The sequence below is a fragment of the Streptomyces sp. NPDC031497 genome (assembly GCF_055580905.1).
Genome location: NZ_JBVIKO010000011.1, coordinates 72,339 through 94,033 on the forward strand (window position 1 = coordinate 72,339; position 21,695 = coordinate 94,033).

Consider the following 21,695-nt stretch of genomic DNA (forward strand, 5'->3'; position numbering starts at 1 on the left):
GGTCCTTCTGCCGTGTTCGACCGTGCCTGTTCGGTCATGAGCGGTCACGTCCTCTCGTGGGTCAGGTCCCGTGGACGGCGACCTCGTGCTGCTCCCCGCCGAGCACGGCCTTGAGCGCGCCGGTGTCGGCGGCCCGGGCGAAGACGTCGTACGCCTCGGCCATGTGGTCCAGCGGGAAGGTGTGGGTGACCAGCTGTGCGGTGGGCAGCCGACCGGCGGCGGCCATCCGCAGCAGGGTGGGGGTGGAGTGGGTGTCGACCAGGCCCGTGGTGATGGTCACGTTCTTGATCCACAGGTCTTCGAGGTGCAGGGTGGCAGGCTTGCCGTGCACGCCGATGTTGGCGACGTGTCCGCCGGGCCGGACCATGCGGGTGCACAGTTCGAAGGTCTCCGGTACGCCGACGGCCTCCATGACGACGTCCGCGCCGAGCCCGTCGGTGAGGTCGGCGATCAGCTGCTCCGGGGCTTCGCGGGCGTCGGCGACGGCGTCCGCGCCGAACCTCCTGGCCGCGTCCAGACGGGCCGGAGCCAGGTCCACGGCGACGATCCGCTCGGGCGCGAACAGCCGTGCGGTGGTGATCGCCGCGAGGCCGATGGGGCCGGCGCCGACGACGGCGACGGTGTCGCCGGGGCGCACCCGGCCGTTGAGGACGCCCACCTCGTAGGCGGTCGGGAAGATGTCCGCGAGGAGGACGGCGTCCTTGCTGTCGACGGTGGCGGGCAGGGCGTGGACGGACAGGTCGGCGAAGGGGACGCGCACGTACTCGGCCTGGGTGCCGTCGATCAGATGGCCGAGGATCCAGCCTCCGCCGCCCCGGCACTGGCCGTACATCCCTTCCCGGCAGTAGGGGCAGCGCCCGCAGGAGCTGATGCAGGAGACCAGGACACGGTCTCCCGGCCGGACCGTCCGTACGTCACCACCGACCTCGACGATCTCGCCGACGGCCTCGTGACCCAGGATCGTGCCGGGCCGCACCTCGGGGACGTCGCCGTTGAGGATGTGCAGGTCCGTCCCGCAGATCGTGACGGCGTCCACGCGCACGACGGCGTCGGTGGGCTCCTTGATCGCGGGATCGGGGACCTCTTTCCAGGCGGACTGCCCGGGGCCGTGGAAGACGAAGGCCTTCATGGGAACACTCACCGTCCTTGGTCCGGTGCGGGGCACGGGGTCGGCGAGCGTCGGCGGCGGGTGCCGGCCGGGCGCCCGGGTATTGCCGGTATTGCCCGCAGATCCAGCCTGTCCTGCCCGGAACCGGTCCGCTTGGGCCGTTCGGACTCCGTCCCCCGCCGGACGGCCCTGCGCGCGGGAGCACCGGAACAGGTGCCGTTCGGACCCTGCCGCCATGGTTCAAGAGGGCCGAACGGCCCTTCCGTACGGCTCGCCGACTGCACTTGTGTGTATCCATGGACGACAACCACACCAGGTCCGTGGCGTACCACACGGCGCGTACCGACGGAGGCACCACCATCGTCACCCTGCACGGCGAAATCGATCTCCTCGCGGTTCCGGCCCTTTCCGCGGCCCTGGACGCCCTGACGGCCGACGCGGAGCCCGATCTGGTGCTCGACCTGAGCCCCGTCTCCTTCATCGACTGCACCGGCCTCAGCCTGCTGTGCCGGGCCCACAACCGGGTCCGGTCCCGCATCGGCAGACTCCGGCTGGTCGTGCCCGGCGGCGGCTTCCTGCGGCTGCTGCACTGCACGGGCCTCAGTGGCGCCTTCGAGTTGTATCCCGGCCTCAGCGAGGCCCTCGGCAGCAAGGACTTATGGGGACCAACCTCCCTCGCGGTCGCCTGACCCTCTCCCGCCATGGGCTGAACGGCCCCCGTCAGCATTGGAGTTGGTCCCGGGCGGCCCCAAGGTGGTCCCTGATCGGGTGGTGAGGCCCGTTCGGAATGGACTCGTGGTCTGCGGCTTCGGTCGAGGCCGAGGCGCGGCGAGTCCCTGTCAGCCTTTCAGCTCTCCGGCGATCCCGGACGCCCACGCCTCCACGGCCTTGAAGTCCCGGAAGTCGCCGCCGTTCCCCGAGCGCAGGATCCTGCGGGCCGGCCAGCCGTCCGCGTCGCCGTCGAGGCAGCCGCCGAAGGTGGCGTGGCCCCGTGCGTGCAGGGACTGCATCGAGCGGCGCACCCCACGCACGGGTGGGATGTCCCGCTCGGAGGCGGAGGTGTCGAGCGGGCCGCTGCTGAAGAACCACACGGGTCGTTCGGCGAGGTCCTGGCGGTGGCGGCGGATGAACGTCCGGGCGTCCTTGTGCCAGCGGCCGGCGTACAGTCCGCCGCCGACCACGACCGCGTCGTACCGGTCCACGAAGGGCACGGACGTGGCCCGCATGGTCTCGACGGTCAGCCCGTTCTCGCGCAGGGTGTTGGCGATCGATTCGGCGATGTGGGCCGTCGAGCCGTTCTTGGTGCCGTAGGTGACTAACACAGTGCCGGTCATGGGACGGTCCCCTTTCAGAGTCCGCGCAGCCGGTTGTCGGCCGCGCCGTGCAGTGCCTGCTCCTCGCGGATGCGGTCGTGGTCCTGGCGGTAGGTCAGGTGGTCGACCACGTCGACCACTCCGTCCGTCTGGCGGGTCATGGAGACGGCGATCTCGGTCTCGGTCTTGCGTTCCATGTGTGTGGGTGTTCAGCCCGCCCAGGTCCAGTCGGCGACCTCGGGCAGGTCGGTGCCGTGCTCGCGGATCCAGGCCTGGTGGCGGGTTCGTACGTCGGCCATCTGCTGGCGTACGGCGGCGGCGCGCACGGCGAGGCCGGGGACGCGGTCGATGACGTCCATGACCAGGCGGTAGCGGTCGAGGTCGTTGCGGACGACCATGTCGAACGGCGTGGTCGTGGTACCGGACTCCTTGTAGCCGCGGACATGCAGGTTGGCGTGGCCGGTGCGGCGGTAGGCGAGGCGGTGGATCAGCCAGGGGTAGCCGTGGTAGGCGAAGATCACCGGCTTGTCGGTGGTGAACAGGCCGTCGTACTCGAAGTCGGTCATCCCGTGCGGGTGTTCCTCCTTGGGCAGCAGCCGGGTCATGTCGACGACGTTCACCACCCGCACCGCCAGCTGCGGCAGGTGCCGGTGCAGCAGCTGTGCGGCGGCGAGGACCTCCTGGGTGGGCACGTCGCCGGCACAGGCGAGGACGACGTCGGGCTCGCGGGAGCCGTTCTCGGTGCCGGCCCACTCCCAGATACCGGCGCCGCGCGCGCAGTGCACCCGGGCCTGGTCCATGGACAGCCAGTCGAAGCAGGGCTGCTTGCCCGCCACGATCACATTCACGTAGTCGCGGCTGCGCAGGGCGTGGTCGGCGACGGAGAGGAGGGTGTTGGCGTCCGGCGGAAGGTAGACGCGCACGACCTCGGGGCTCTTGTTCAGGACGTGGTCGACGAAGCCGGGGTCCTGGTGCGAGAAGCCGTTGTGGTCCTGGCGCCAGACATGGGACGTGAGCAGGTAGTTGAGCGAGGCGATGGGCGCGCGCCAGGCCAGCTCCCGGGACGTCTTCAGCCACTTGATGTGCTGGTTGACCATCGAGTCGACGATGTGCACGAACGCCTCGTAGCAGGAGAACAGTCCGTGCCGGCCGGTCAGCAGATAGCCCTCCAGCCAGCCCTGGCAGAGGTGTTCGGAGAGGATCTCCATCACCCGGCCGTGGTGTTCGAGGTGTTCGTCGACCGGAAGCCGCTCGGCCTGCCAGGCCTTGCCGCTGACGTCGAAGACGGCCTGGAGCCGGTTGGAAGCGGTCTCGTCGGGGCCGACGATGCGGAAGTCCCGGCGCAGCCGGGTGTCCTTCATGACCCGGGCGAGGAGGTCGCCGAGGACCCGGGTGGGCTCGTGCAGGGTGGTGCCCGGCTTGTCCACGGGGACGGCGAACTCGTCGAGGTCGGCCAGGGGCAGGTCGCGGACGAGCAGGCCGCCGTTGGCGTACGGCGACGAGCCCAGCCTCCGGGCACCGTCGGGGACGCAGGCGAGTACGTCGGCCGCCGGCCGCCCGTCGGGGCCGAAGAGTTCCTCGGGCCGGTACGACCGCAGCCACGTCTCCAGCTGCCGCAGGTGCTCGGGGTTTTCCCGGACCCCGGCGAGCGGGACCTGGTGGGCCCGCCAGGTGCCCTCGACGGGCACGCCGTCCACCTCGGCCGGGCCGGTCCACCCCTTGGGCGTGCGCAGCACGATCATCGGCCAGTGCACCCGCTCGGTGACACCGTCCTCGCGTGCCGAGCGCTGCATGACGGCGATGCGGTCCAAGGCGTCGTCCATCGCAGCGGCCATGGCGCGGTGGACCTCGCGCGGGTCGTCTCCCGTGACATGGATCGGGTCGTGGCCGTAGCCGCGCAGCAGGGCGTCGAGTTCGGACTCGGGGAGGCGGGCCAGCACGGTCGGGTTGGCGATCTTGTAGCCGTTGAGGTGCAGGATCGGCAGGACGGCGCCGTCGTGGACCGGGTCGAGGAACTTGTCGGAGTGCCAGGAGGCGGCCAGCGGCCCGGTCTCCGCCTCGCCGTCGCCGATCACGCAGGCGACCAGCAGATCCGGGTTGTCGAAGGCGGCGCCGTAGGCGTGCGCGAGGGAGTAGCCGAGCTCGCCGCCCTCGTGGATCGAGCCGGGCGTCTCCGGGGCCACATGACTCGGCACACCACCGGGGAAGGAGAACTGTTTGAAGAGCCGGCCCATCCCCGCCCCGTCGCGCGACACGTCCGGGTAGGTCTCGCTGTAGCTGCCCTCCAGCCAGGAGTTGGCCAGCACGGACGGACCCCCGTGCCCCGGCCCCCACACGCACAGCGCGTCGAGTCCACGGGCCTTGATCACCCGGTTGAGGTGGGTGTACACGAGGTTCAGGCCCGGGGAGGTGCCCCAGTGGCCGAGCAGCCGGGGCTTGATGTGCTCGGGCCGCAGCGGTTCGGTGAGCAGCGGGTTGGACATCAGGTAGATCTGCCCCGCCGCGAGGTAGTTGGCGGCACGCCAGTGGGCGTCCAGGGTGCGCAGTTCGTCGTCGGAAAGTACGGTGGCGTCCTGGTGTTCGACCTTGGACATGAGATGGCTCCGTGAGTCAGTCATCGGGCGGTGGAGGCGGCATGGCCGGCAAGAAGGCGGCGGAGCTGCCGCGCAAGGTGTACGAAGCGGAACTGCGACGTCTGCAGGCCGAGTTGGCGAAGCTGCAGGAGTGGGTGCGGGCCACGGGTGCACGTCTTGTAGTGATCTTCGAGGGGCGGGACGCGGCCGGCAAAGGCGGCACGATCAAACGGGTGACGGAGAACCTCAACCCGCGCATCGCCCGGATCGCGGCGCTCCCCAAGCCCACCGAGCGCGAGCGCACGCAGTGGTACTTCCAGCGGTACGTCGAGCACCTGCCGGCCGCCGGGGAGATGGTGCTGTTCGACCGGTCCTGGTACAACCGGGCCGGCGTCGAGCATGTGATGGGTTTCTGTACGAAGGAGGAGTATCAGCTCTTCCTGCGGCACTGCCCGATCTTCGAGCGGATGCTGGTCGAGTCGGGGATCCTGCTGCGCAAGTACTGGTTCTCGGTGAGCGACACCGAGCAGCAGGAGCGGTTCCGCAAGCGCCTTGAGGACCCGCTGCGGCGCTGGAAGCTGTCGCCGATGGACCTGGAGTCGATCACCCACTGGGAGGCCTACTCCCGGGCCAAGGACGAGATGCTGGTGCACACCGACGTCCCCGAGGCGCCCTGGTACGTCGTGGAGAGCGACGACAAGCGCCGGGCGCGGCTGAATATGATCGCCCACCTGCTGTCGACCGTCCCGTACCACGACGTGCCGCCGCCGGTGCTGAAGCTCCCGAAGCGGCCGCCGTCGACCGGCTACGAGCGCCCGCCGCGGGATCTGCAGACCTACGTCCCCGACCACGCGGCGAGCCTCTGAGCAGCCGGTCATCGCGGTCACGTCCGCTCGGGTACGACGGCGACCGGGCACGCGGCGTGGAGCAGGACGCCGTGGGCCACCCGGCCGAGCTGGAGCCCGAGGTGCCCGGTGGTGCGCCGGGCCCCCACCACCAGCAGGTCGGCCGTCCGGGAGGCGGCCGGCAGTACCTGGCGGGCGGGGCCCTCGACGGTCTGCCGGTGCACGCGAACCTGCTCCGGTACGTCGCGCAGCGCCTCCGCCAGCGTGTCCACGGCCTGTTGCTCGTGCAGTCGGGCGGGTTCCCCGGACAGCAACGGGTGGTCGGTGCTCTCGTGTGCCGGAGCCCGCCAGGCCCGTACGGCGTCGACCTCGGCGCCTCGCAGCCCGGCCTCCCGGACGGCGAAACGCACCGCCTCCTTGCCGCCGACGCCGAGCACGATCCGGCCACCGGCCCCGGAACGAACCTGGTTGTCGTGGCTGCCACGGAGCACGCCGAAGGCTCGTACGACCGCTGCCTTCATGATCTGCTCTCTCCTCAGGGTGGGTCAGCCGTGGGCTACGACGGCGACGGGGGCGGTGGAGTGGTGCAGGGCGGCGTGGGTGACATGGCCGATGTGCGCGCCCAGGGCAGCACGGCGGATCCGCCGGCCGACGACGACCAGCGAGGCCTCTCGCGACGCCTCGACGAGCTGCTCGGCGGCACTGCCGTAGCGGGACTCCTCGGTGGTCGCGACATCCGGGTACTTCAGCCGCCAGAGGCTGAGCACCTCGGCGAGGGCCTGGGACCGCTCCAGGGCCAGTGCTTCGTGCAGGGGCGGGTTCACGGGCATCCCGTACGCGTAGTACGGGGGCGGGAACCAGGCGTGCACGACCCGCAGCGAGGTGGCGCGGCGTAGGGCGGCGTCGAAGGCGAACTCGATCAGTGTCTCGTCCGGGTGGTCGATGTCGAGGCCGAGGACGACGGGCCGGAAGGGTGTCGCGGCGGACGGGATGCCCGACGGGTCGGCCTCGTGCTCGTCGGCGGCCTGCTCCCCGGCCCGCACCAGCACCACGGGGCTCTCGGTGTGGGCCACGACGCTCAGGCCGACGGAGCCGACCAGGAAACCGCCGACACCGCCGAGGGCCCGGGACCCGAGGACGAGCAGGGAGGCGGTCTTCGACGCCTCGGCGAGGACTTCGCGAGGGTTGCCGGACACCTGCTCGCTGATCACCTTGATGCCCGGGTGGCGCAGCCGCAGGCCCTCCGCGGACTCCCGCGGAATGCTCCCCCAGCCTTCGGCCGGGGGTACCCCCATCTCGCTTCGCTCGGTCCAGAGCTGGAGAGTCTCGGGGCCGAGCAGCGGGGCCTGTGCCACGGGGTCGGGTACCGGTTCCCAGACGTGGACGAGCTTCAGCGGCAGACCGCGCAGTTCCGCCTCGCGGGCTGCCCATTCGGCAGCCGCCCGGCTCTCGGCCGAGCCGTCGAGTCCTACGGTGACAGTGCGGGTCATGATCTGCACCTCCTGGCGTGAGGGATCCCACCGGGTTCCTTCGGTGAATCCGGTTCCAGAGTCGTCGTCGGGACGTTCCGGGGGCAGGGGCCACAAGTCCCGCACCGGGCCCGTTCGACCCCCTGCCCGGCTCCGGGTGGCGGGACCGATGGCGGTCCCGCCATCCGGCGGGCCTTCAGCGCAGCCACCCGTTGGTGCGGACGAAGGGCAGCCGGGCCCACAGCCGGCCCAGGCCGAGGGTGTCGCCGGCGGCCGCGACGGCCAAGGCGATCAGGACCACGGCGTAGACGAGGTGGTAGTCGGCGAACGGGTTGCTGGACATGCTGACGGAGCCGTCCGAGAGGTGCTTGGCGGGCGGCCACTCGGCCGTCCACATCAGCGCCATCATCGCGGTGCCCGCGACGGCGGCCAGGCGCAGCGCGACGCCCGCGGTCAGGGCCACGCCGACGCCGAGGAGGCCGAGCATGAACAGCCAGTCGGTCCAGGTGTCACCGGCCCAGGAGTGGAAGGTGGACTCCAGCGGGCCGGCGGCGACGGAGCTGAGGAAGCCCTTGGTCGGCGAGCCGCCGTCGATCCAGCCCCTGCCGGACGGGGTGGCGTAACCGAGGCCGAAGGTCTTGTCGAGGAACGCCCACAGGAAGACGAACCCGGTGAGCAGCCGCAGGGACCCGAAGACGTAGGCCCGCGCGGTGTGCGTGTCGGTCACCGCCGCCACCGCGGAGCGGGAGGCGGTGGCGGTCCGAGGCCGGGGGAAGGACGGCAGGTGGAAGCCGGAGCCACGGTGAGAGTGCTCGTGCACGGCCATGGGGGTGATCCCTTCAGGGAGCTGGGGGGACGATCCGTTCGCTGTCTGACGCCCTTTACTCTCGTGGTGCGTGAACGCCCGCGCCGGATGCCGAAGGTCCGCACCCGTTGGGCTGAACGGCCCTTTCCGCAGGGCCTGTTCGGCATGTGCACGGCGTTTGTGCCGCGGCCCGGTGCGGTCCGGTGGATGCTGGGATCACCAGGCGAAAGGCGGCGTATGACCGACGGCAGAGGCGAACGTCCGGGGTGGCACCGGCTGGCGCCCGGACTCGCCTCGCTGCTCGGCTACCGGCGTGCCTGGCTGCGGGGTGACCTGCTGGCCGGTGTGACCGTCGCCGCGTATCTGGTGCCGCAGGTCATGGCGTACGCGGGAGTCGCAGGGCTGCCTCCGGTCGCCGGCCTCTGGGCGATCCTGCCCGCCCTGGCCCTGTACGCCCTGTTCGGTTCCTCACGGCTGCTGTCGGTCGGCCCGGAGTCGACGACCGCCCTGATGACGGCCACCGTGGTCGCCCCGCTCGCCGCCGGCGACCCCGGCCGGTACGCCGTACTGGCGGCCGGCCTGGCCGCCACGGTCGGCCTGCTCTGCCTGATCGCGCGGGCGGTACGCCTCGGCTTCCTCGCGGACCTTCTCTCCCGCCCGGTGCTGATCGGCTACCTGGCCGGCGTGGCCCTGATCATGATGGTGGACCAGCTGCCCAAACTCACCGGGGTGAGCACCACGGGAGCCGAGTTCTTCCCCCAACTCTGGTCGTTCCTGACACACGTGGGGGAGATCGATCCGGCCACCCTCGTCTTCTCGGCCGTGACGCTGGCCTTCCTGCTCGTCATGACGCGATACGTCCGGATGCTTCCCGGCCCGCTCCTGGCAGTGGTTCTGGGCACGGCGGCCGTGGTGGCATTCGACCTTGACGACCGTTACGGCATCAAGGTCATCGGCACGGTGCCGTCAGGGCTGCCCGACCTCGCCATGCCGGACCTCACCGAGATCCCGCACCTGGTCCTGCCGGCGCTCGGCGTCCTGCTGGTGGCGTACACGGACTTCATCCTCACCGCCCGCGCCTTCGTCGGCCGGGGCCCGGACGAAGGCCCCGGACTGGACGCGAACCAGGAGTTCCTGGCCCTGGGTACCGCCAACCTCGGCGCGAGCGCCCTGCACGGCTTCCCGGTGAGCAGCAGCGCCAGCCGCACCGCCCTGGCCACCTCGGCGGGCGCCCGCAGCCAGGCCTACTCGCTGTTCGCCGGTGCCCTGGTGCTGGCCGTACTGCTGTTCCTCAGCCCCCTTCTCACCCGGACGCCCGCCGCGGTGCTCGGCGCGCTGGTCGTCTACGCGGCGATCCGCATGATCGACCTCGCCGGCTTCCGCCGCCTGGCCTCCTTCCGCCGCCGCGAACTGCTGCTCGCGCTCGGATGCCTGGCCGGAGTCCTCGCCCTGGACATCCTCTACGGAGTGCTGGTCGCTGTCGGCCTGTCGGTGGCCGAACTGCTCACGCGTGTGGCGCGCCCGCACGACGCGATCGAGGGCCTGGTGCCCGGCGTGGCCGGCATGCACGACATCGACGACCACCCCTCCGCCCGCACGATCCCCGGTCTCCTGGTCTACCGCTACGACTCGCCCCTGTTCTTCGCCAACGCCGAGAACTTTCACCGCCGCGCCCTGGCGGCCGTCGACGAACAGCCCGAACCCGTTCGCTGGTTCGTGCTCAACACCGAGGCCAACGTGGAGGTCGACATCACCGCCCTCGACGCGGTCGACGAACTCCGCCGCGAACTCACCACCCGCGGCGTCGTGTTCGCCCTGGCCCGGGTGAAACAGGACCTCCTGGACAGCCTGAACGCCTACGGCCTCACCGACGCCGTCGGCCTGGACCGCATCTTCCCGACCCTTCCGACCGCGGTCTCGGCATACCGGCAGTGGCTGGCGGCGCACCCCGAGAAGGCTTGACGGACTTTCCCGACCTCACCAGGAAGGGACCCCAAGGGCACGGGAGCCTGGCCGCCGTCCCACTGGACGTAGACGCGCGTGGGCATGTCCAGTCCTGCCGAGCTCACGATGAAGAAGGGATGGCCTTCACCAGGGTGCAGGACCACTCCGTCCGGCAGATTTCGGCCCTGCTCCTCTCCGGCCTGCGTGAGGGTCACGGCGTCGGCCACGGCCGTTCCGGTGTTCCGCAGGACGAACTGTCGCCGGCCCGTGCGCTCCAAGGTCAATTCGACTCGTGACGGACCGGGCGTGTCCGCCGACGCGAAGGAGATCCCGAGTGCCGTGTACTTCGCCGCGCCCAGCTTGTGGAAGGGCAGGACGTCGACCCGCTGTACCGCCGGGAGCTCGCCGACGAAGCGGGCCGGGCCGTCGATGGGCTCTGGAGTGTCGGTCCGGCCGGGGACCAGGACGTAGCGGATCCACATCGAGACGCCGAGGCGGTCGAGGCGGGTGGCGAAGCTGAGAGTGGGGCCAGTTCGCCGCCGGTGAGAGCGCGGTAGGTGGGTACGTCGAAGGACTTGATGTCCAGCAGGACCAGGTCGGTGTCCGCGAGGAGTTCGTCGGTGGCGCGGGCCCCGAGGAAGCCGGAGGTGTCGAGGACGGTGTGCGGGCCGTTGCCGTGGGTGATGACCAGGTCGTGGTCGTGGGCGAGCGCGGCGAGGGCGGTGACGACCCGGTCGACGTTCTCCTGCTGGACGGCCGCGTCGGGACGGTCGCCCCGGCGCAGCAGGGCGTTGCCGCCGAGGGCGACGACGATGCGCATGGTTCAGTCCTCCAGGGTGGCGACGAGCACGGCCTTGATGGTGTGCAGCCGGTTCTCCGCCTGGTCGAAGACGATCGACGCCGGGGACGAGAAGACCTCGTCGGTGACCTCCAGGCCGTCCAGGCCGTGGGCGTCGCAGAGGTCCCGGCCCAGGTGTGCTGCGGTCATGCAGGGCCGGCAGGCAGTGCATGAACGTCACGTCCGGATTGCCGGTGGCGGCCAGCGTCTTGTCGTCGACCTGGTAGGGCAGGAGCAGCTCGATGCGCTCCCGCCAGGTGTCGGCGGGCTCGCCCATCGACACCCAGACGTCGGTGGGCAGGAAGCCGGCACCGTGGCGCTGCGGACGAGTAGCCGGTGCGGGACTGATTGTTCTGCGTCACAGCGGGGTGCGGGGTGCGGGGAGCGGCCGTACGGTCTCGGGGACGTACTGAAGGTCCCGGAAGGCCGGGCCCGATCGGCCCATGGCAGGTCCGGGGCTTCCACCGCACGCTGGAGGCAGTTGTCGGTACCCGGCACCCGGGAGGTACGCCATGAACACCGCTCCGACCACCACCATGCTGCGCGGGCTTCCCACCGATCACCGGGAACGGCTGATGCGCTTCGCCCGCGAGGTCTCCATCCCGCAGGGGACCCGGCTCTTCGAGGAAGGCGGCCGCGCCGACCGGTTCTGGATCATCCGCTCCGGCCGGGTCGAACTCGATATGCACGTGCCCGGCCGTCGGGCGGCCGTCATCGAGAACCTCGGGCCCAACGAACTGATCGGCTGGTCCTGGCTGTTCGCACCCCATGTGTGGCACATGGGGTGCGAGGCCACCACACCGGTACGGGCCTACGAGTTCGACGCCACGGCCGTCCGGTCCACGTGCCAGGACGACCCCGCGCTGGGCAACGCCGTCGGTCAGTGGGTGGGCCAGGTACTCGCCCACCGCCTGCGCGCGGCACGGACCCGGCTGCTGGACCTGTACGCCCCGTACGGCGCAGGCTCGAGCGTCTGACACGAGGGAGTGGCCATGCATGGCACGCCGCACACCGTGAGCGACGTCATGACGCAGACCGTCGTCAGCGACGGGCGGCAGGCTTCTTCCAAGGAACTGGTGCAGCTGATGCGGGACTGGCAGGTCAGCGCCCTACCGGTCGTCGAGGGCGAGGGCCACGTCGTCGGCGTGGTCTCCGAGGCGGATCTTCTGCACAAGGAGGAGTTCCGGGACGGCGAGCCCGACCTCCCCCAGTCGCGGCTCCGCTCGACCGGGGGGGACGTGGAATTCGAGCTGACGGCCGACCGTCCGAGGGAGGCAAGTGGGGCCGGTCGGCCCTAGTACAACCTGCCCCGGCGGACAATGATCCTCGTGGGCAGATCGCAGTCCGCCCTTCATCAGGGGAACAAGGGGACGTCATATGGCCGAGCCGCGCACCTTCACGGAACAGGACCCGATCCGTGTGTTCCTGCTCGACGACCACGAGGTCGTCCGGCGTGGCCTGACTGATCTGCTCGACGCGGAGCCCGACATCTCGGTCGTCGGTGACGCCGGCACCGTCCAGCACGCCCTCGCTCGCGGTCCCGCCCTGCGCCCGCACGTCGCCGTCCTCGACGTCCGGCTGCCCGACGGTGACGGGATCACGGTCTGCCGGGAGCTGCGCGACCAGATGCCGGAGCTGGCCTGCCTCATGCTGACGTCGTTCGACGACGAGGACGCCCTGCTGGACGCGATCATGGCGGGAGCGTCCGGCTACGTCCTGAAGCAGATCAAGGGCTCGGACCTGGTCTCGGCGGTACGCACGGTCGCCTCCGGTCAGTCGATGCTGGACCCCGCGACCACGGCCCGTCTCATGCGCTCGCTGCGCGCCGACCCCGCGGAGACCCCCTCCGTGCCCCCCGAGCTGGCGAGCCTGTCCCCCCGCGAACGGGACATCCTCGCGCTCATCGGCGACGGCCTCACCAACCGCGAGATCGGCAAGAAGCTCTACCTCTCCGAGAAGACCGTCAAGAACCACATCTCCCGCCTGCTCGCCAAGCTGGGCGTCCAGCGCCGGGTCCAGGCCGCGGTACTCGCCTCGCACCTGGAGCAACCGGAGTCGGCGGGCCGTCCGACGAGGTGAGCCGGGCCGGCAAGCCCTCTCACCAGCCTGGTCGCCAGTGCCGGCTGTGCCGCCGAGAACCGCGTGCACGGTTCAGCACTCGCCGGTCTGCGCTCAAGGCCCCTCGGAACGCACGATCACCACCGGACAGCTCGCGTGCTGCGAGACGTGCATGCTGACCGACCCGAGCAGCGCACGCGCGAACCCGCCTCTGCCCCGGCTGCCGACGACCAGGGCCTCAGCTCCCTCAGCGGCCCGCAACAGCACGTCGGTCGGGTTGCCGTGCACCAGGTGTGTCGTCAAGGCCCCGGCTCCGTCCGCGCCGAGCACGGCGGTCAGCTCCCGCCGCATCCGCTCCCGGGCCTCCTCCTCGTCGATGTCCATGTCCACCGCGGGCCCCGACCAGCCTGACAGACCCGGCAGCTCCCACACGGCGACCGCCTCCACGGTGCCGCCGACGAGACCGGCGTAGCGCACTGCCCACCGCAGGGCCCCGTACGAGGACGAGGATCCGTCGACACCGACCACTACCTTCGGTGCGGCGACTTCGCTGCCCATGTGTCCCACCTCTCCTGTGGACCGGACGCCGTCGACCAGCCGTCTCTCGTCACCACGCTGCGTGAGGCTCCGCCGTACCGCCAGAGATGCGCCTCCGAGGGCATGACGGGGACGCTCTCCTGGACCTCCGTCGGTTCACCCCGCCGGACGGCTGTGCGATCCGGTCGGGGAGGGAGCCACCAGCCCGACCGGCGGAACCCGGGCTCGGTCAACCTCGCTTTCATCGGCCAGTTCGCCGAGGTACCGGACGACGTCGTCTTCACGGTCGAGTACTCCGTACGCACGGCGTGGACGGCGGTGTCCCAACTGCTCCACCTCGACAAGGAACCGCCGGCCGTCTACAAGGGCCACCACGATCCCCACGTCCTGGCGGCCGCACTGGAGACCATGCACCACCGCTAGCCGGTGCGGCGAGCGAGTCGAACCGAACGGCCCTTCCCGCAAGGGCCGTTCGAGAGTTCGGCGAGTGTGACCGGCCTCTGCCTGAGGCGCACCCACAAGCAGCCGGAAACGAAAGGGAAAACAGGCCATGACTCTCCACCAGCATGTGGTCGTCGACTGCCTCGGTTTCAGTTGTCGGCCGACTGCTTCCCGTGGTCCAGCACGGCCATGGTCGCAGCTCGGGCCATGAAGGCGGCGGATGGATCCCGGTCCGCATGGAAGGCCACGTTCGCAGCGTCATGAAGAAGGTGTATTTCGCGTCCGACTTTCTCTGGATCGGATACACCTGCCTGGGCCGCCAAGTCAGTCACCAGAGTACGGACCCATGTGCGGTACCTGGGGTGCGCAAGATCGATCGGACTACCTATGGCGGACCCGACGCCGGCCGATTGGTCCGTCGGTGCCCGCCTGCTGGTGTTCGGGTTCAACGCGGTGGGATTTCGAGTTGAGCTGGAGCGCGACGATGATCGCGGCGAGGACCGCGAGACCGGTCGCGATGAGGAACGACAGGCGGTAGCCGTCCACCAGAGAGCCGCTGTGGCCGGAGGTGGCCGCGGCGGCGGTGGCGAGGATCGCGAGCCCGACCGCGGCGCCGGTCTGCTGGCTGGTGGTGAACAGAGCCCCGGCCAGTCCCTGGTCACCGGCCCGGACTCCGCTGGTGATCGCGATCGACGCGGTCGGCAGGGCGAGCCCGACCCCGGCCGCCGTCAGCACCAGGCCGGGCAGCACCGCCGCGGGGTAGCCGGCCCCGGCGGTGATCTGGGCAAGCCACAGCTGCCCGGCGCCCATGCAGACCAGCCCGGCAAGCAGGACGGCCTTGATACGGAACCGGGCCAGCAGCCGGCGGGTGCCGAGGGTGGAGACGAGCACGACGGTGGCGGTCGACGGGACCAGCCCCAGGCCGGTCTCCACCGGGCTGAACCCCAGCACCTTCTGAAGGTAGAGCGACGCGAAGTAGACGTAGCCGGCCAGGATGGCGCCGATCAGCAGCATGGCCGCGATCGCGGCCCGCCGGACCGGCTCCGCCAGGATCGGCAGGGGCAGCATCGGGGCCGCCGACCGCTTTTCGGCGAACACGAAGCCCGTGGCCAGAAGCACTGCCAGGGCGAGAGCGACGAGGGTGGCGGGCGCGGTGAAGCCGTGCTGCTGCCCGCTGCTGAGCCCGAAGATCAGCGCCGCGATGCCGGTGGTCACCAGCAGCGCCCCGCGCACGTCGACGCTCCCGCCGCTGCCGGACCGCTTCCCGGCCGGCAGCCGCGGGACCAGCGCGAGCATGAGGGCGATGACCGGCGGGTTGATCAGGAACACCGCCCGCCAGCCGAAGTACTGGGTGAGCAGCCCGCCGGCCACGATCCCGGCGGTCGCGCCCGCCGCGGTGGTGGCCTGCCAGATCGCCAGCGCCCGGTTGCGCGCGGCCCCTTCCGCGTTGGTCGTCGTCAGCAGCGACAGCGCGGCCGGGGAGACCATCGCCCCGGCCACGCCCTGCACGATCCGGGCGGTGATCAGCATGATCGGCCACTGCGCGAGCCCGCAGGCCAGCGACGCGATCCCGAACAGGACCAGGCCGACGGCCAGCACCTGCCGCCGGCCGAGCAGGTCCGCCAGGCGGCCGCCCGCCAGCAGCAGCGACCCGAACCCCAGCGCGTACCCGGTGACGATCCACTGCAACTCCGCCGCGGGCATGCCCAGCTCCCGCTGGATCGACGGCAGCGCCACGTTCACGATGCTGAAGTCCAGTTGCAGCACGAACTGGGCGGCGCAGATCAGCGAGATGACAAACGCGGCCCGCTGCGGGCCGCCCGCAGCGTGCCGAGGCGTGGCGTCGTTCGTCGAGTGGTCTGCCATGGGCGAATCCCCTGTCCTGACGGTGTTCCTTACCGGTTCGTCGGCGTCAACCACGCCCGTCGGAACTTCGATGGCGGTCCGGCGGCAGCGCGCAGAGATACACTGCATCTGCCTGGCAGATGGAACTGTCCAGATGTGCTGCAATTCAGGCCCAGAGGTGGTGGCCGATGGAACTCAGACAGCTACGTCACTTCCTGGCGTTGGTCGAGGAACGCAGCGTCACTCGCGCCGCCAAGCGCGAACTCATCGTGCAGTCAGGCCTGTCGAACTCGCTCCAGGCCCTCGAACGCGAACTCTGTACGCCCCTCTACATCCGCGGAACCAGGCCCGTCCGGCTCACCGCGGCCGGCGAGGCCTTGGTGGGCCCGGCTCGCCGGACCGTGGCCAGCGCCGCGCAGGCGGAAGAGGCCGTACACCACACCCGCGACGTGCTCATCGGCACACTGCGTCTCGGCGTCTCGCTCTCCGCTCAGCATCTGGTGCCGTTCGCTTCCTACCTCGGCGAGTTCACTCGCGATCATCCCGGCATCGACCTGCGCCTGCGGTACGCGCCCGCGCTGACGATGATCTCGATGCTCGAGACGGGAGAACTGGATTGCGTGATCGGACCCGCGGTCAGCCAGGTCCCGGGCATCCGGATGACTCGCCTGGCGCGAGAGCCGCTGCACCTCGTCTGCCGTTCTGATCACCGCCTGGCGGAGCGGGCCGAGGTCGACATCGGACAACTCGCCGACGAGCGGTTCGTCGAGGTACCCCCCGGGTGGACGGCCCGCCTGTTGAGTGACGCCGCGTTCGCCGGCGAAGGAATACAGCGCCGCGTCGTCTGTGAGGTCGGCGACTGGGAACTGTTCCTCGAGCTGGTCAGCGCAGGCGTCGGTATCGGCTTCGCTCCCGTCGGCCTGCGGTACCCGGTGCTGACCGCACCGGACAGCGTTCTGCGGCTCATCGCGGTCGAGGGCGTGCGTCTGGAAAGGCACATCTACCTGATGCTGCCCTCGGCGGGCGAGACCAGCCCGGCAGCACGGCGGTTCGCCGATCAGCTGCTGCGTATCCACCCCGCGGGCAGCTGACCCGGCGCCTCTGGCCAACGCAGCCCTGTCGACTCGGAAGTGGCGCGGCTGCCGGTGCGCTCACGCCGCGACCATCTGATCGTCAGATGGACTCCATCTGAGACAGGTGCGACGCAGGCGACATCGGCGGCAACGGAGGCGCGGTTGTACCGGGCGAAACTGCCATGCCGACCGTGGACGCCGGGCCAACGGCAGAACAGAGATGCCGCCCCGGAAGGTCCGCCACTCGGTCGGCGCCTGCACGGCCGAAGCGAAGAAGGAGTTCGCCGAGATGAACCTCACCGACCACGCCGGAGTCCGGCTCACACACGGCAAGCCCAAGGTCAACGGGGTGGAGATCCACTACGCGATCGGCGGCGCCGGCGAGCCGGTGTTCCTGCTGCACGGCGTACCGAAGACCATGTCGTACTGGCGCCACGTCGTGCCGCTGCTGACCCCGCACTACACCGTCATCGCGGTCGACAACCGGGGCTTCGGCGGCTCCCAGCGCCCCCTGACCGGCTACGACACCGCCACGATGGCCGGCGACGTCGCCGAACTCGCCACCTACCTGGGCTTCGACCGGTTCCGCGTCGCCGGCGAGGACTGGGGCGCGGCCATCGCCTACGCCGTCGCCGCCTTCCACCGGCCCCGGGTGCGGCAACTGGTCTTCCAGGAAACGCTTCTGCCGGGATTGCCGGCCGGCCCTGGACTGCCGGGCGGCGAGCAAGACCCCTCACTCGCCGCCGACGACGGCCGCACCGGATGGCACTTCAGCTTCTTCAGCCTGCCGCACCTGCCCGAACTGCTGCTGGCCGGACGGGAACGGCCCTTCTGGACGTACTACGCCAGACGCCAGATGTGGGACCCCAGCGCGCTGACCGAGGAGGACATCGACGACATCGTGCACTCGGCCGAGCAGCCGGGCGGCACCAGGGCCATCCTGGAGATGTACCGCGCCCGCCAGACCGACGCCGAACAGAACCGCCCGCATTACGCCGACCCGATCGGCTGCCCGGTCCTGGCCGTCGGCGCAGAGGCCTATCTCGGGGACGAGGTATCCAGGCAGCTCGCGCAAGTGGCCCGCGACGTCCGCGGCGTCGTCATCCCCGCCTCCGGTCACAACATCGCGCTGGAGAACCCGACGGTCCTGGCCCAGGCCTACCTCGACTTCTTCGCAGGCGGCTGAGGTTCGGCAAGCGCCTTTCTGGTGTACGGCGCCGCCGGCGGCGTGGGCTCGATGGCAGTCCAGATCGCGGTGGCCCGTGGCGCAACCGTGCTGGGCGCCGACGCAACCCGGCGCGACGATTACCTGCGCGGCCTCGGCGCGACGCCGGTCGGCGACGACGACCAGGTCACCGAGTGGGTCCGGGCACTGGTCCCGGACGGCGTCGACGCGGTCTTCGACACCATCGGCCGCGGCACACTCGAACGTGCAGCCGCGGCCGGGCACGACGCCACGCGTTATGCGTCGACGGTCGACATCGCGGGTCCCGGTACCCGCCCGGTGTTCGCGCGTCCGGTGTCCGCAGACCTGCACGCGGTGACCGAACTCGCTGCCGCCGGCCGTCTTCTCCCACACGTCGGAGTGGTGCTTCCCCTGGAGGCGGCCGCCGACGCGCACCGGCTTGGCCGCGACACGGCATGGGAAGGGACGCATCGTCCTGCGCATCGGTATGTGACGGAGCACGGTGTTCGTCGGGGCTCGGCGACAACGTCCCCGGCTGTCGACAGCGGTGCGACGCCGGGGACGGGCCGGGGGTCGACCCCGTGGCGGAAGTCCGCCGGCTCCTGGCGACTCGCCCCACGCACCGGCCCGGCCCACCGCTTCGCATCCACACCCTGAGCGGGCCGCAGTGGCGGCGCGGGCGCCAGGCCGTCGCCCGGCACTGCCACTACCGCCGACGATGCCTCTGACCGGGCCGGACAGCGAAACACCGCGGAGTGCCAGCCCCCCGTCCGACGGGACGCGGACAGGTTCGGAATCGAAGGATGTCGGGGCGGTTTCTCTCCGGGTGATCGTGCGGCGATAAAGGGGTGGGTGTCAGTTACGGAGGAAGCCCAGGGTTTGCCCGACGAACAGTTCGTGGTGCTGGAAGATGGCGCCGTGTCCCGAATCGGGGTAGATGCTCAGTTGGACGTCGGGCAGGATCTGGGCAAGTCGGAACGAGCTGATGGTGGGCAGCATCGTGTCGTCGTCGCCGTTGACGACCAGGACGGGCTTGTTCACGGCGGCCAGGGCTGCGGGCGAGCTGCCCTCTTCCCACTTGGCCAGGGCGGTCAGCTGGGCGCCGATCGTCTCGTTGGACACCGGTGCGTCGCGGTCTGCTGAGCGTTCGTCCAGGCGGGCGAGGAAGCCGTCTGCGGCTGCCTGGCTGGCGGCGGTCGGTGAGAAGAACAGGAAGTGCTTGGGGTGCTTTCCCTGGGCGCTCGCCTTGTCCACGGCGGCCTGCAGAACGGCCCCTGTGCCTGCGGGGCCTTGGTCGCCGGCGGGTGTGGTGCCGGCCAGGACCACGCGGCGGACCAGGTCGGGTCGCTGCTGGACGATGACCTGGGCGACCGCTCCGCCGAGGGAGAAGCCCAGCAGGTCGACCGTGCCCAGCCCGAGCGCTTCGATGAAGGCCACCGCATCGTCGGCCATGGCCTCGATGCTGTCGGGGGTGGTGCCGCCGGAGCCGCCGACGCCGCGCAGGTCGACCAGGATGACGCGCCGCTCGACCGCGATCCCGTCGACCACCGCGGGGTCCCAGTCGTCCAGGACCGCGGTGAAGTGGTGCAGGAACACCACCGGAACGCCCGTGGTCGGACCCAGCTCGCGGTAGGCGAAGGGGGTCCCGCCCACGTCCACGGTCTTGGTGACGGCGTCCTTGCTGGTTACAGGCATGACTGTGCTCTTTCTGTCGCTTCGTGCCGGTGACGGCGCCTGACCCTCATAGCGTAACGCTCGTTATATAACGAGCGCTACCCTAAGTTGTCGGAGAGAGCCGGAGACGCCGAAGGAGGGGACCAGGGTGAGGTACTCCAAGGAGCACAAAGCCCAGGCCAAAGCCGCGATCGTGCGCGAAGCGGGCCGCACACTCAAGGAGAGCGGTTTCCACGCCGTCGGCGTGGACGCACTTGCCGCCTCGGCCCAGGTCACCTCAGGAGCCCTCTACTCCAATTTCGCCAACAAGGAAGCGGTCCTCGAAGAGGTGGTGGCCGCGCAACTCGGCATCGAATTCGCCGGCCTCGCCGACCAGGAGCCGGCCGAGCGACGACGCATGCTCGGCGAGATACTCCGCCTCTACCTCAGCGACCTGCACCGCGAGGACCCCGGACACGGCTGTGTGATGCCGTCGCTGAGTACCGACGTGGCACGAGCGGGCGACCCGGTCCGCGAGGCCTACCGGCGCCGGATGGTCGAGGTGATCGCCCTCCTGGCCCCCGCCATGCACGGCACACAGGAGGAACGGGAGCAGCAGGCCTGGACCCTGCTCGCCTCGATCGTGGGCGCGGTCACCCTCGCACGGGCCCTCCCCTCCGGCGACCACGCCCAAGCCGTACTCGACGCCGTCCTCGCCTCGGCTATGCGATCAATCACCGACGAGCCCTGAAATATAGGCTGTTTTGTCAGGAAGGCCCGCATATCGTCCCCCTCCGGGGCGGGAGGAGCTCTGGTGCGGACCCGTATGCGTGGCGCACTCCGGCGGTCCGGGCATCTTTCGTCGCCGACCGGGGTGCCTTCGGTGCGTGCGGACATCTTGTGGAGAAGAGCACGCCGAATGCCTTTTCCGGGCCGATACCCGCTCCCCGAGCACCTCACTGGCACGGGATCGACAGCGTCCGCTTGTGCCGGGAATCAGGGGGGTTCCCGGCACCAGCGGTCAGTTCGCCAGAGCTGCCGGCCGTACAGCCCCCGGCCCGAAACGTCGACGGGCACGGTCCGCGGCGGCTTCGGCGGCGCGGGCACGGTCGGCGGCGGGGTCGAGGGAGAGCTGGCGGTAGGCGTCGGCGGCCGGCAGTAGGGCCTCGGCGCGGAGCGCGAAGGCGCGGACGCGGGCGCGTTGCAGTCCGAGGGAGGTCAACAGGCCCAGGGCGGTGGCGGCGAGAGCGGGCGAGTGGTCGGTGGGTTCCGGCAGCGCGCGCGTACGGGTGGTGGAGGTGCGGTCGGCGTACCGCACCGTGAGGGTGAGCCGGCCCGCGGACTGCTGTTCCCCGCGCAGACGTTGGCCGATCTGGTCGGCAAGTTCCAGCACGGCGCGGTGGTGTTGGGCCGGGTCGAGGCAGTCCCGCTCCAGCACAAGGTCGGCGATCAGGTGTTCTGCCGGTTCCGCGGGGGCGACCGGGCGAGGGTCGTGGCCGCGGGCGCGTTCGGCCAGCAGCCGGGCGGGCCCCGCACCGAGGAGTCGTTGCAGGGTCGCTGGGGGCAGGTCGGTGATCTGGCCGATGGTGTGCAGGCCGTACCGGGTGAGCGTTTCCGCCATGGCGCGGCCGACGCCGGGCAGCACGGTGACCGGCCGCGGATACAGCCAGTCGGTCACATGGCCGGTGGGGACCCAGGTGGTGTCTCCCGGTGCGGAGGCGTCGGCCGCCATGGCCGCGAGCATCCGGTTGCCCGCGAGCCCCGCGCTGCAGTCGATGCCGTACAGAGCCTTCAACCGGAGCTTCGCCAACTGGACGACGTCATAGGGAGACAGATCGAAGTATCTGAGCGCCGACGTCAGGTCCAGTTGCACGGCGTTGGGCGGCAGGGCCTGGACATGAGGCGTGATACCAGACATCAGTTCGATTATATCGGCGTACTGATCCTCGGTCAGCGAGGTGTGCAGGTGGAGGTGGGCGATGTGCCGCTGACGGGTACTCATCCCGC

General features: G+C 70.6%; 21 protein-coding genes and 4 pseudogenes. 11 read left to right on the plus strand and 14 right to left on the minus strand.

Going from position 1 to position 21,695, the window contains the following annotated elements; all coding sequences use genetic code 11:
- Positions 1 to 61 precede the first annotated feature (61 nt).
- Entirely contained in the window at positions 62 to 1,129 is a 1,068-nt protein-coding gene (locus tag ACZ5K7_RS23560; RefSeq protein ID WP_468915795.1) for a zinc-dependent alcohol dehydrogenase family protein, read from the minus strand.
- Between the two features lie 275 nt (positions 1,130 to 1,404).
- Between ACZ5K7_RS23560 and ACZ5K7_RS23565 the strand changes: the two genes are divergently transcribed.
- The gene (locus ACZ5K7_RS23565; protein ID WP_450972282.1) at positions 1,405 to 1,797 is read left to right on the plus strand and encodes an STAS domain-containing protein; all 393 of its coding nucleotides are present in this window, start codon (positions 1,405 to 1,407) and stop codon (positions 1,795 to 1,797) included.
- A 150-nt stretch (positions 1,798 to 1,947) separates the two neighbouring features.
- Here ACZ5K7_RS23565 and ACZ5K7_RS23570 read toward each other — a convergent pair whose 3' ends face one another.
- Genes ACZ5K7_RS23570 through ACZ5K7_RS23580 form a run of 3 tightly spaced genes read right to left on the minus strand, consistent with a single transcriptional unit; the run spans position 1,948 to position 5,015 of the window.
- Positions 1,948 to 2,442: a flavodoxin domain-containing protein gene (locus ACZ5K7_RS23570; RefSeq protein WP_351699599.1), complete on the minus strand. Its 495-nt coding sequence runs from the start codon at positions 2,440 to 2,442 to the stop codon at positions 1,948 to 1,950.
- Between the two features lie 14 nt (positions 2,443 to 2,456).
- A complete protein-coding gene (locus ACZ5K7_RS23575) occupies positions 2,457 to 2,618 on the minus strand; it encodes a hypothetical protein (protein ID WP_351699601.1) in 162 nt (53 codons plus the stop codon).
- Positions 2,619 to 2,630: 12 nt separating this feature from the next.
- Complete coding sequence (locus tag ACZ5K7_RS23580; protein ID WP_468915800.1) at positions 2,631 to 5,015, minus strand: phosphoketolase family protein; 2,385 nt, start codon at positions 5,013 to 5,015, stop codon at positions 2,631 to 2,633.
- A 41-nt stretch (positions 5,016 to 5,056) separates the two neighbouring features.
- Between ACZ5K7_RS23580 and ppk2 the strand changes: the two genes are divergently transcribed.
- Complete coding sequence (gene ppk2, locus ACZ5K7_RS23585; protein WP_351699605.1) at positions 5,057 to 5,860, plus strand: polyphosphate kinase 2; 804 nt, start codon at positions 5,057 to 5,059, stop codon at positions 5,858 to 5,860.
- Between the two features lie 17 nt (positions 5,861 to 5,877).
- On the opposite strand, the gene ACZ5K7_RS23590 is transcribed toward ppk2, so the two are convergent.
- The 3 genes from ACZ5K7_RS23590 to ACZ5K7_RS23600 form a co-directional block, all read right to left on the minus strand.
- Complete coding sequence (locus tag ACZ5K7_RS23590) at positions 5,878 to 6,360, minus strand: universal stress protein (RefSeq protein ID WP_450972280.1); 483 nt, start codon at positions 6,358 to 6,360, stop codon at positions 5,878 to 5,880.
- 24 nt (positions 6,361 to 6,384) lie between these two features.
- Positions 6,385 to 7,329: a universal stress protein gene (locus ACZ5K7_RS23595; RefSeq protein WP_468915803.1), complete on the minus strand. Its 945-nt coding sequence runs from the start codon at positions 7,327 to 7,329 to the stop codon at positions 6,385 to 6,387.
- A 175-nt stretch (positions 7,330 to 7,504) separates the two neighbouring features.
- Complete coding sequence (locus ACZ5K7_RS23600; protein WP_468915806.1) at positions 7,505 to 8,134, minus strand: hypothetical protein; 630 nt, start codon at positions 8,132 to 8,134, stop codon at positions 7,505 to 7,507.
- Between the two features lie 216 nt (positions 8,135 to 8,350).
- Here ACZ5K7_RS23600 and ACZ5K7_RS23605 point away from each other — a divergent pair, with 216 nt between their 5' ends.
- Complete coding sequence (locus ACZ5K7_RS23605; RefSeq protein ID WP_468915809.1) at positions 8,351 to 10,075, plus strand: SulP family inorganic anion transporter; 1,725 nt, start codon at positions 8,351 to 8,353, stop codon at positions 10,073 to 10,075.
- Between the two features lie 272 nt (positions 10,076 to 10,347).
- On the opposite strand, the pseudogene ACZ5K7_RS23610 reads toward ACZ5K7_RS23605, so the two are convergent.
- The 3 pseudogenes from ACZ5K7_RS23610 to ACZ5K7_RS23620 form a co-directional block, all read right to left on the minus strand.
- A pseudogene (locus tag ACZ5K7_RS23610) lies at positions 10,348 to 10,727 on the minus strand (pyruvate formate-lyase-activating protein); the annotation flags it as partial.
- Positions 10,722 to 10,877 (minus strand): annotated as a pseudogene (locus ACZ5K7_RS23615) (amino acid kinase family protein); the annotation flags it as partial. The pseudogenes ACZ5K7_RS23610 and ACZ5K7_RS23615, both read right to left, overlap by 6 nt.
- Before the next feature lie 3 nt (positions 10,878 to 10,880).
- A pseudogene (locus ACZ5K7_RS23620) lies at positions 10,881 to 11,208 on the minus strand (ornithine carbamoyltransferase); the annotation flags it as partial.
- A gap of 199 nt (positions 11,209 to 11,407) precedes the next feature.
- Here ACZ5K7_RS23620 and ACZ5K7_RS23625 point away from each other — a divergent pair.
- From ACZ5K7_RS23625 to ACZ5K7_RS23635, 3 genes and pseudogenes are all read left to right on the plus strand, one after another.
- Complete coding sequence (locus ACZ5K7_RS23625) at positions 11,408 to 11,872, plus strand: Crp/Fnr family transcriptional regulator (RefSeq protein ID WP_351699621.1); 465 nt, start codon at positions 11,408 to 11,410, stop codon at positions 11,870 to 11,872.
- A gap of 15 nt (positions 11,873 to 11,887) precedes the next feature.
- Positions 11,888 to 12,097, plus strand: a pseudogene (locus ACZ5K7_RS23630) (CBS domain-containing protein); the annotation flags it as partial.
- Positions 12,098 to 12,272: 175 nt separating this feature from the next.
- A complete protein-coding gene (locus tag ACZ5K7_RS23635; protein WP_468915812.1) occupies positions 12,273 to 12,974 on the plus strand; it encodes a response regulator in 702 nt (233 codons plus the stop codon).
- Between the two features lie 93 nt (positions 12,975 to 13,067).
- Here the strand turns inward: ACZ5K7_RS23635 and ACZ5K7_RS23640 are convergent, their stop codons facing one another.
- The gene (locus tag ACZ5K7_RS23640; protein WP_351699625.1) at positions 13,068 to 13,511 is read right to left on the minus strand and encodes a universal stress protein; all 444 of its coding nucleotides are present in this window, start codon (positions 13,509 to 13,511) and stop codon (positions 13,068 to 13,070) included.
- Between the two features lie 102 nt (positions 13,512 to 13,613).
- On the opposite strand from ACZ5K7_RS23640, the gene ACZ5K7_RS23645 reads away from it, so the two are divergent.
- Positions 13,614 to 13,913, plus strand: a complete 300-nt coding sequence (locus ACZ5K7_RS23645; RefSeq protein WP_468916107.1) for an oleate hydratase — start codon at positions 13,614 to 13,616, stop codon at positions 13,911 to 13,913.
- A gap of 399 nt (positions 13,914 to 14,312) precedes the next feature.
- On the opposite strand, the gene ACZ5K7_RS23650 is transcribed toward ACZ5K7_RS23645, so the two are convergent.
- Positions 14,313 to 15,797, minus strand: coding sequence for an MFS transporter (locus ACZ5K7_RS23650; protein ID WP_468915816.1), 1,485 nt, complete (start codon positions 15,795 to 15,797; stop codon positions 14,313 to 14,315).
- A 119-nt stretch (positions 15,798 to 15,916) separates the two neighbouring features.
- On the opposite strand from ACZ5K7_RS23650, the gene ACZ5K7_RS23655 reads away from it, so the two are divergent.
- From ACZ5K7_RS23655 to ACZ5K7_RS23665, 3 genes are all read left to right on the plus strand, one after another.
- Complete coding sequence (locus tag ACZ5K7_RS23655) at positions 15,917 to 16,867, plus strand: LysR family transcriptional regulator (protein ID WP_468915819.1); 951 nt, start codon at positions 15,917 to 15,919, stop codon at positions 16,865 to 16,867.
- Positions 16,868 to 17,069: 202 nt separating this feature from the next.
- Positions 17,070 to 18,035, plus strand: coding sequence for an alpha/beta fold hydrolase (locus ACZ5K7_RS23660; protein ID WP_468915821.1), 966 nt, complete (start codon positions 17,070 to 17,072; stop codon positions 18,033 to 18,035).
- A 51-nt stretch (positions 18,036 to 18,086) separates the two neighbouring features.
- On the plus strand, positions 18,087 to 18,692 hold the full coding sequence (locus tag ACZ5K7_RS23665; protein ID WP_468915824.1) for a zinc-binding dehydrogenase: 606 nt from the start codon (positions 18,087 to 18,089) through the stop codon (positions 18,690 to 18,692).
- Positions 18,693 to 18,890: 198 nt separating this feature from the next.
- Here the strand turns inward: ACZ5K7_RS23665 and ACZ5K7_RS23670 are convergent, their stop codons facing one another.
- The gene (locus ACZ5K7_RS23670) at positions 18,891 to 19,730 is read right to left on the minus strand and encodes an alpha/beta fold hydrolase (RefSeq protein WP_468915826.1); all 840 of its coding nucleotides are present in this window, start codon (positions 19,728 to 19,730) and stop codon (positions 18,891 to 18,893) included.
- 127 nt (positions 19,731 to 19,857) lie between these two features.
- Between ACZ5K7_RS23670 and ACZ5K7_RS23675 the strand changes: the two genes are divergently transcribed.
- Complete coding sequence (locus ACZ5K7_RS23675; protein WP_351699639.1) at positions 19,858 to 20,439, plus strand: TetR/AcrR family transcriptional regulator; 582 nt, start codon at positions 19,858 to 19,860, stop codon at positions 20,437 to 20,439.
- Between the two features lie 270 nt (positions 20,440 to 20,709).
- Here ACZ5K7_RS23675 and ACZ5K7_RS23680 read toward each other — a convergent pair whose 3' ends face one another.
- Positions 20,710 to 21,690 carry a DNA polymerase Y family protein gene (locus ACZ5K7_RS23680; RefSeq protein WP_468915829.1) on the minus strand — a complete coding sequence of 327 codons (981 nt, stop codon included), beginning with the start codon at positions 21,688 to 21,690 and terminating at the stop codon, positions 20,710 to 20,712.
- Positions 21,691 to 21,695 lie beyond the last annotated feature (5 nt).

Coding starts and splice junctions, on each gene's coding strand:
- ACZ5K7_RS23560 (WP_468915795.1), bottom strand. CDS start 1,129: ATGAAGGCCTTCGTCTTCCACGGCCCCGGGCAGTCCGCCTGGAAAGAG.
- ACZ5K7_RS23565 (WP_450972282.1), top strand. CDS start 1,405: ATGGACGACAACCACACCAGGTCCGTGGCGTACCACACGGCGCGTACC.
- ACZ5K7_RS23570 (WP_351699599.1), bottom strand. CDS start 2,442: ATGACCGGCACTGTGTTAGTCACCTACGGCACCAAGAACGGCTCGACG.
- ACZ5K7_RS23575 (WP_351699601.1), bottom strand. CDS start 2,618: ATGGAACGCAAGACCGAGACCGAGATCGCCGTCTCCATGACCCGCCAG.
- ACZ5K7_RS23580 (WP_468915800.1), bottom strand. CDS start 5,015: ATGTCCAAGGTCGAACACCAGGACGCCACCGTACTTTCCGACGACGAA.
- ppk2 (WP_351699605.1), top strand. CDS start 5,057: ATGGCCGGCAAGAAGGCGGCGGAGCTGCCGCGCAAGGTGTACGAAGCG.
- ACZ5K7_RS23590 (WP_450972280.1), bottom strand. CDS start 6,360: ATGAAGGCAGCGGTCGTACGAGCCTTCGGCGTGCTCCGTGGCAGCCAC.
- ACZ5K7_RS23595 (WP_468915803.1), bottom strand. CDS start 7,329: ATGACCCGCACTGTCACCGTAGGACTCGACGGCTCGGCCGAGAGCCGG.
- ACZ5K7_RS23600 (WP_468915806.1), bottom strand. CDS start 8,134: ATGGCCGTGCACGAGCACTCTCACCGTGGCTCCGGCTTCCACCTGCCG.
- ACZ5K7_RS23605 (WP_468915809.1), top strand. CDS start 8,351: ATGACCGACGGCAGAGGCGAACGTCCGGGGTGGCACCGGCTGGCGCCC.
- ACZ5K7_RS23625 (WP_351699621.1), top strand. CDS start 11,408: ATGAACACCGCTCCGACCACCACCATGCTGCGCGGGCTTCCCACCGAT.
- ACZ5K7_RS23635 (WP_468915812.1), top strand. CDS start 12,273: ATGGCCGAGCCGCGCACCTTCACGGAACAGGACCCGATCCGTGTGTTC.
- ACZ5K7_RS23640 (WP_351699625.1), bottom strand. CDS start 13,511: ATGGGCAGCGAAGTCGCCGCACCGAAGGTAGTGGTCGGTGTCGACGGA.
- ACZ5K7_RS23645 (WP_468916107.1), top strand. CDS start 13,614: ATGACGGGGACGCTCTCCTGGACCTCCGTCGGTTCACCCCGCCGGACG.
- ACZ5K7_RS23650 (WP_468915816.1), bottom strand. CDS start 15,797: ATGGCAGACCACTCGACGAACGACGCCACGCCTCGGCACGCTGCGGGC.
- ACZ5K7_RS23655 (WP_468915819.1), top strand. CDS start 15,917: ATGGAACTGTCCAGATGTGCTGCAATTCAGGCCCAGAGGTGGTGGCCG.
- ACZ5K7_RS23660 (WP_468915821.1), top strand. CDS start 17,070: ATGCCGCCCCGGAAGGTCCGCCACTCGGTCGGCGCCTGCACGGCCGAA.
- ACZ5K7_RS23665 (WP_468915824.1), top strand. CDS start 18,087: ATGGCAGTCCAGATCGCGGTGGCCCGTGGCGCAACCGTGCTGGGCGCC.
- ACZ5K7_RS23670 (WP_468915826.1), bottom strand. CDS start 19,730: ATGCCTGTAACCAGCAAGGACGCCGTCACCAAGACCGTGGACGTGGGC.
- ACZ5K7_RS23680 (WP_468915829.1), bottom strand. CDS start 21,690: ATGAGTACCCGTCAGCGGCACATCGCCCACCTCCACCTGCACACCTCG.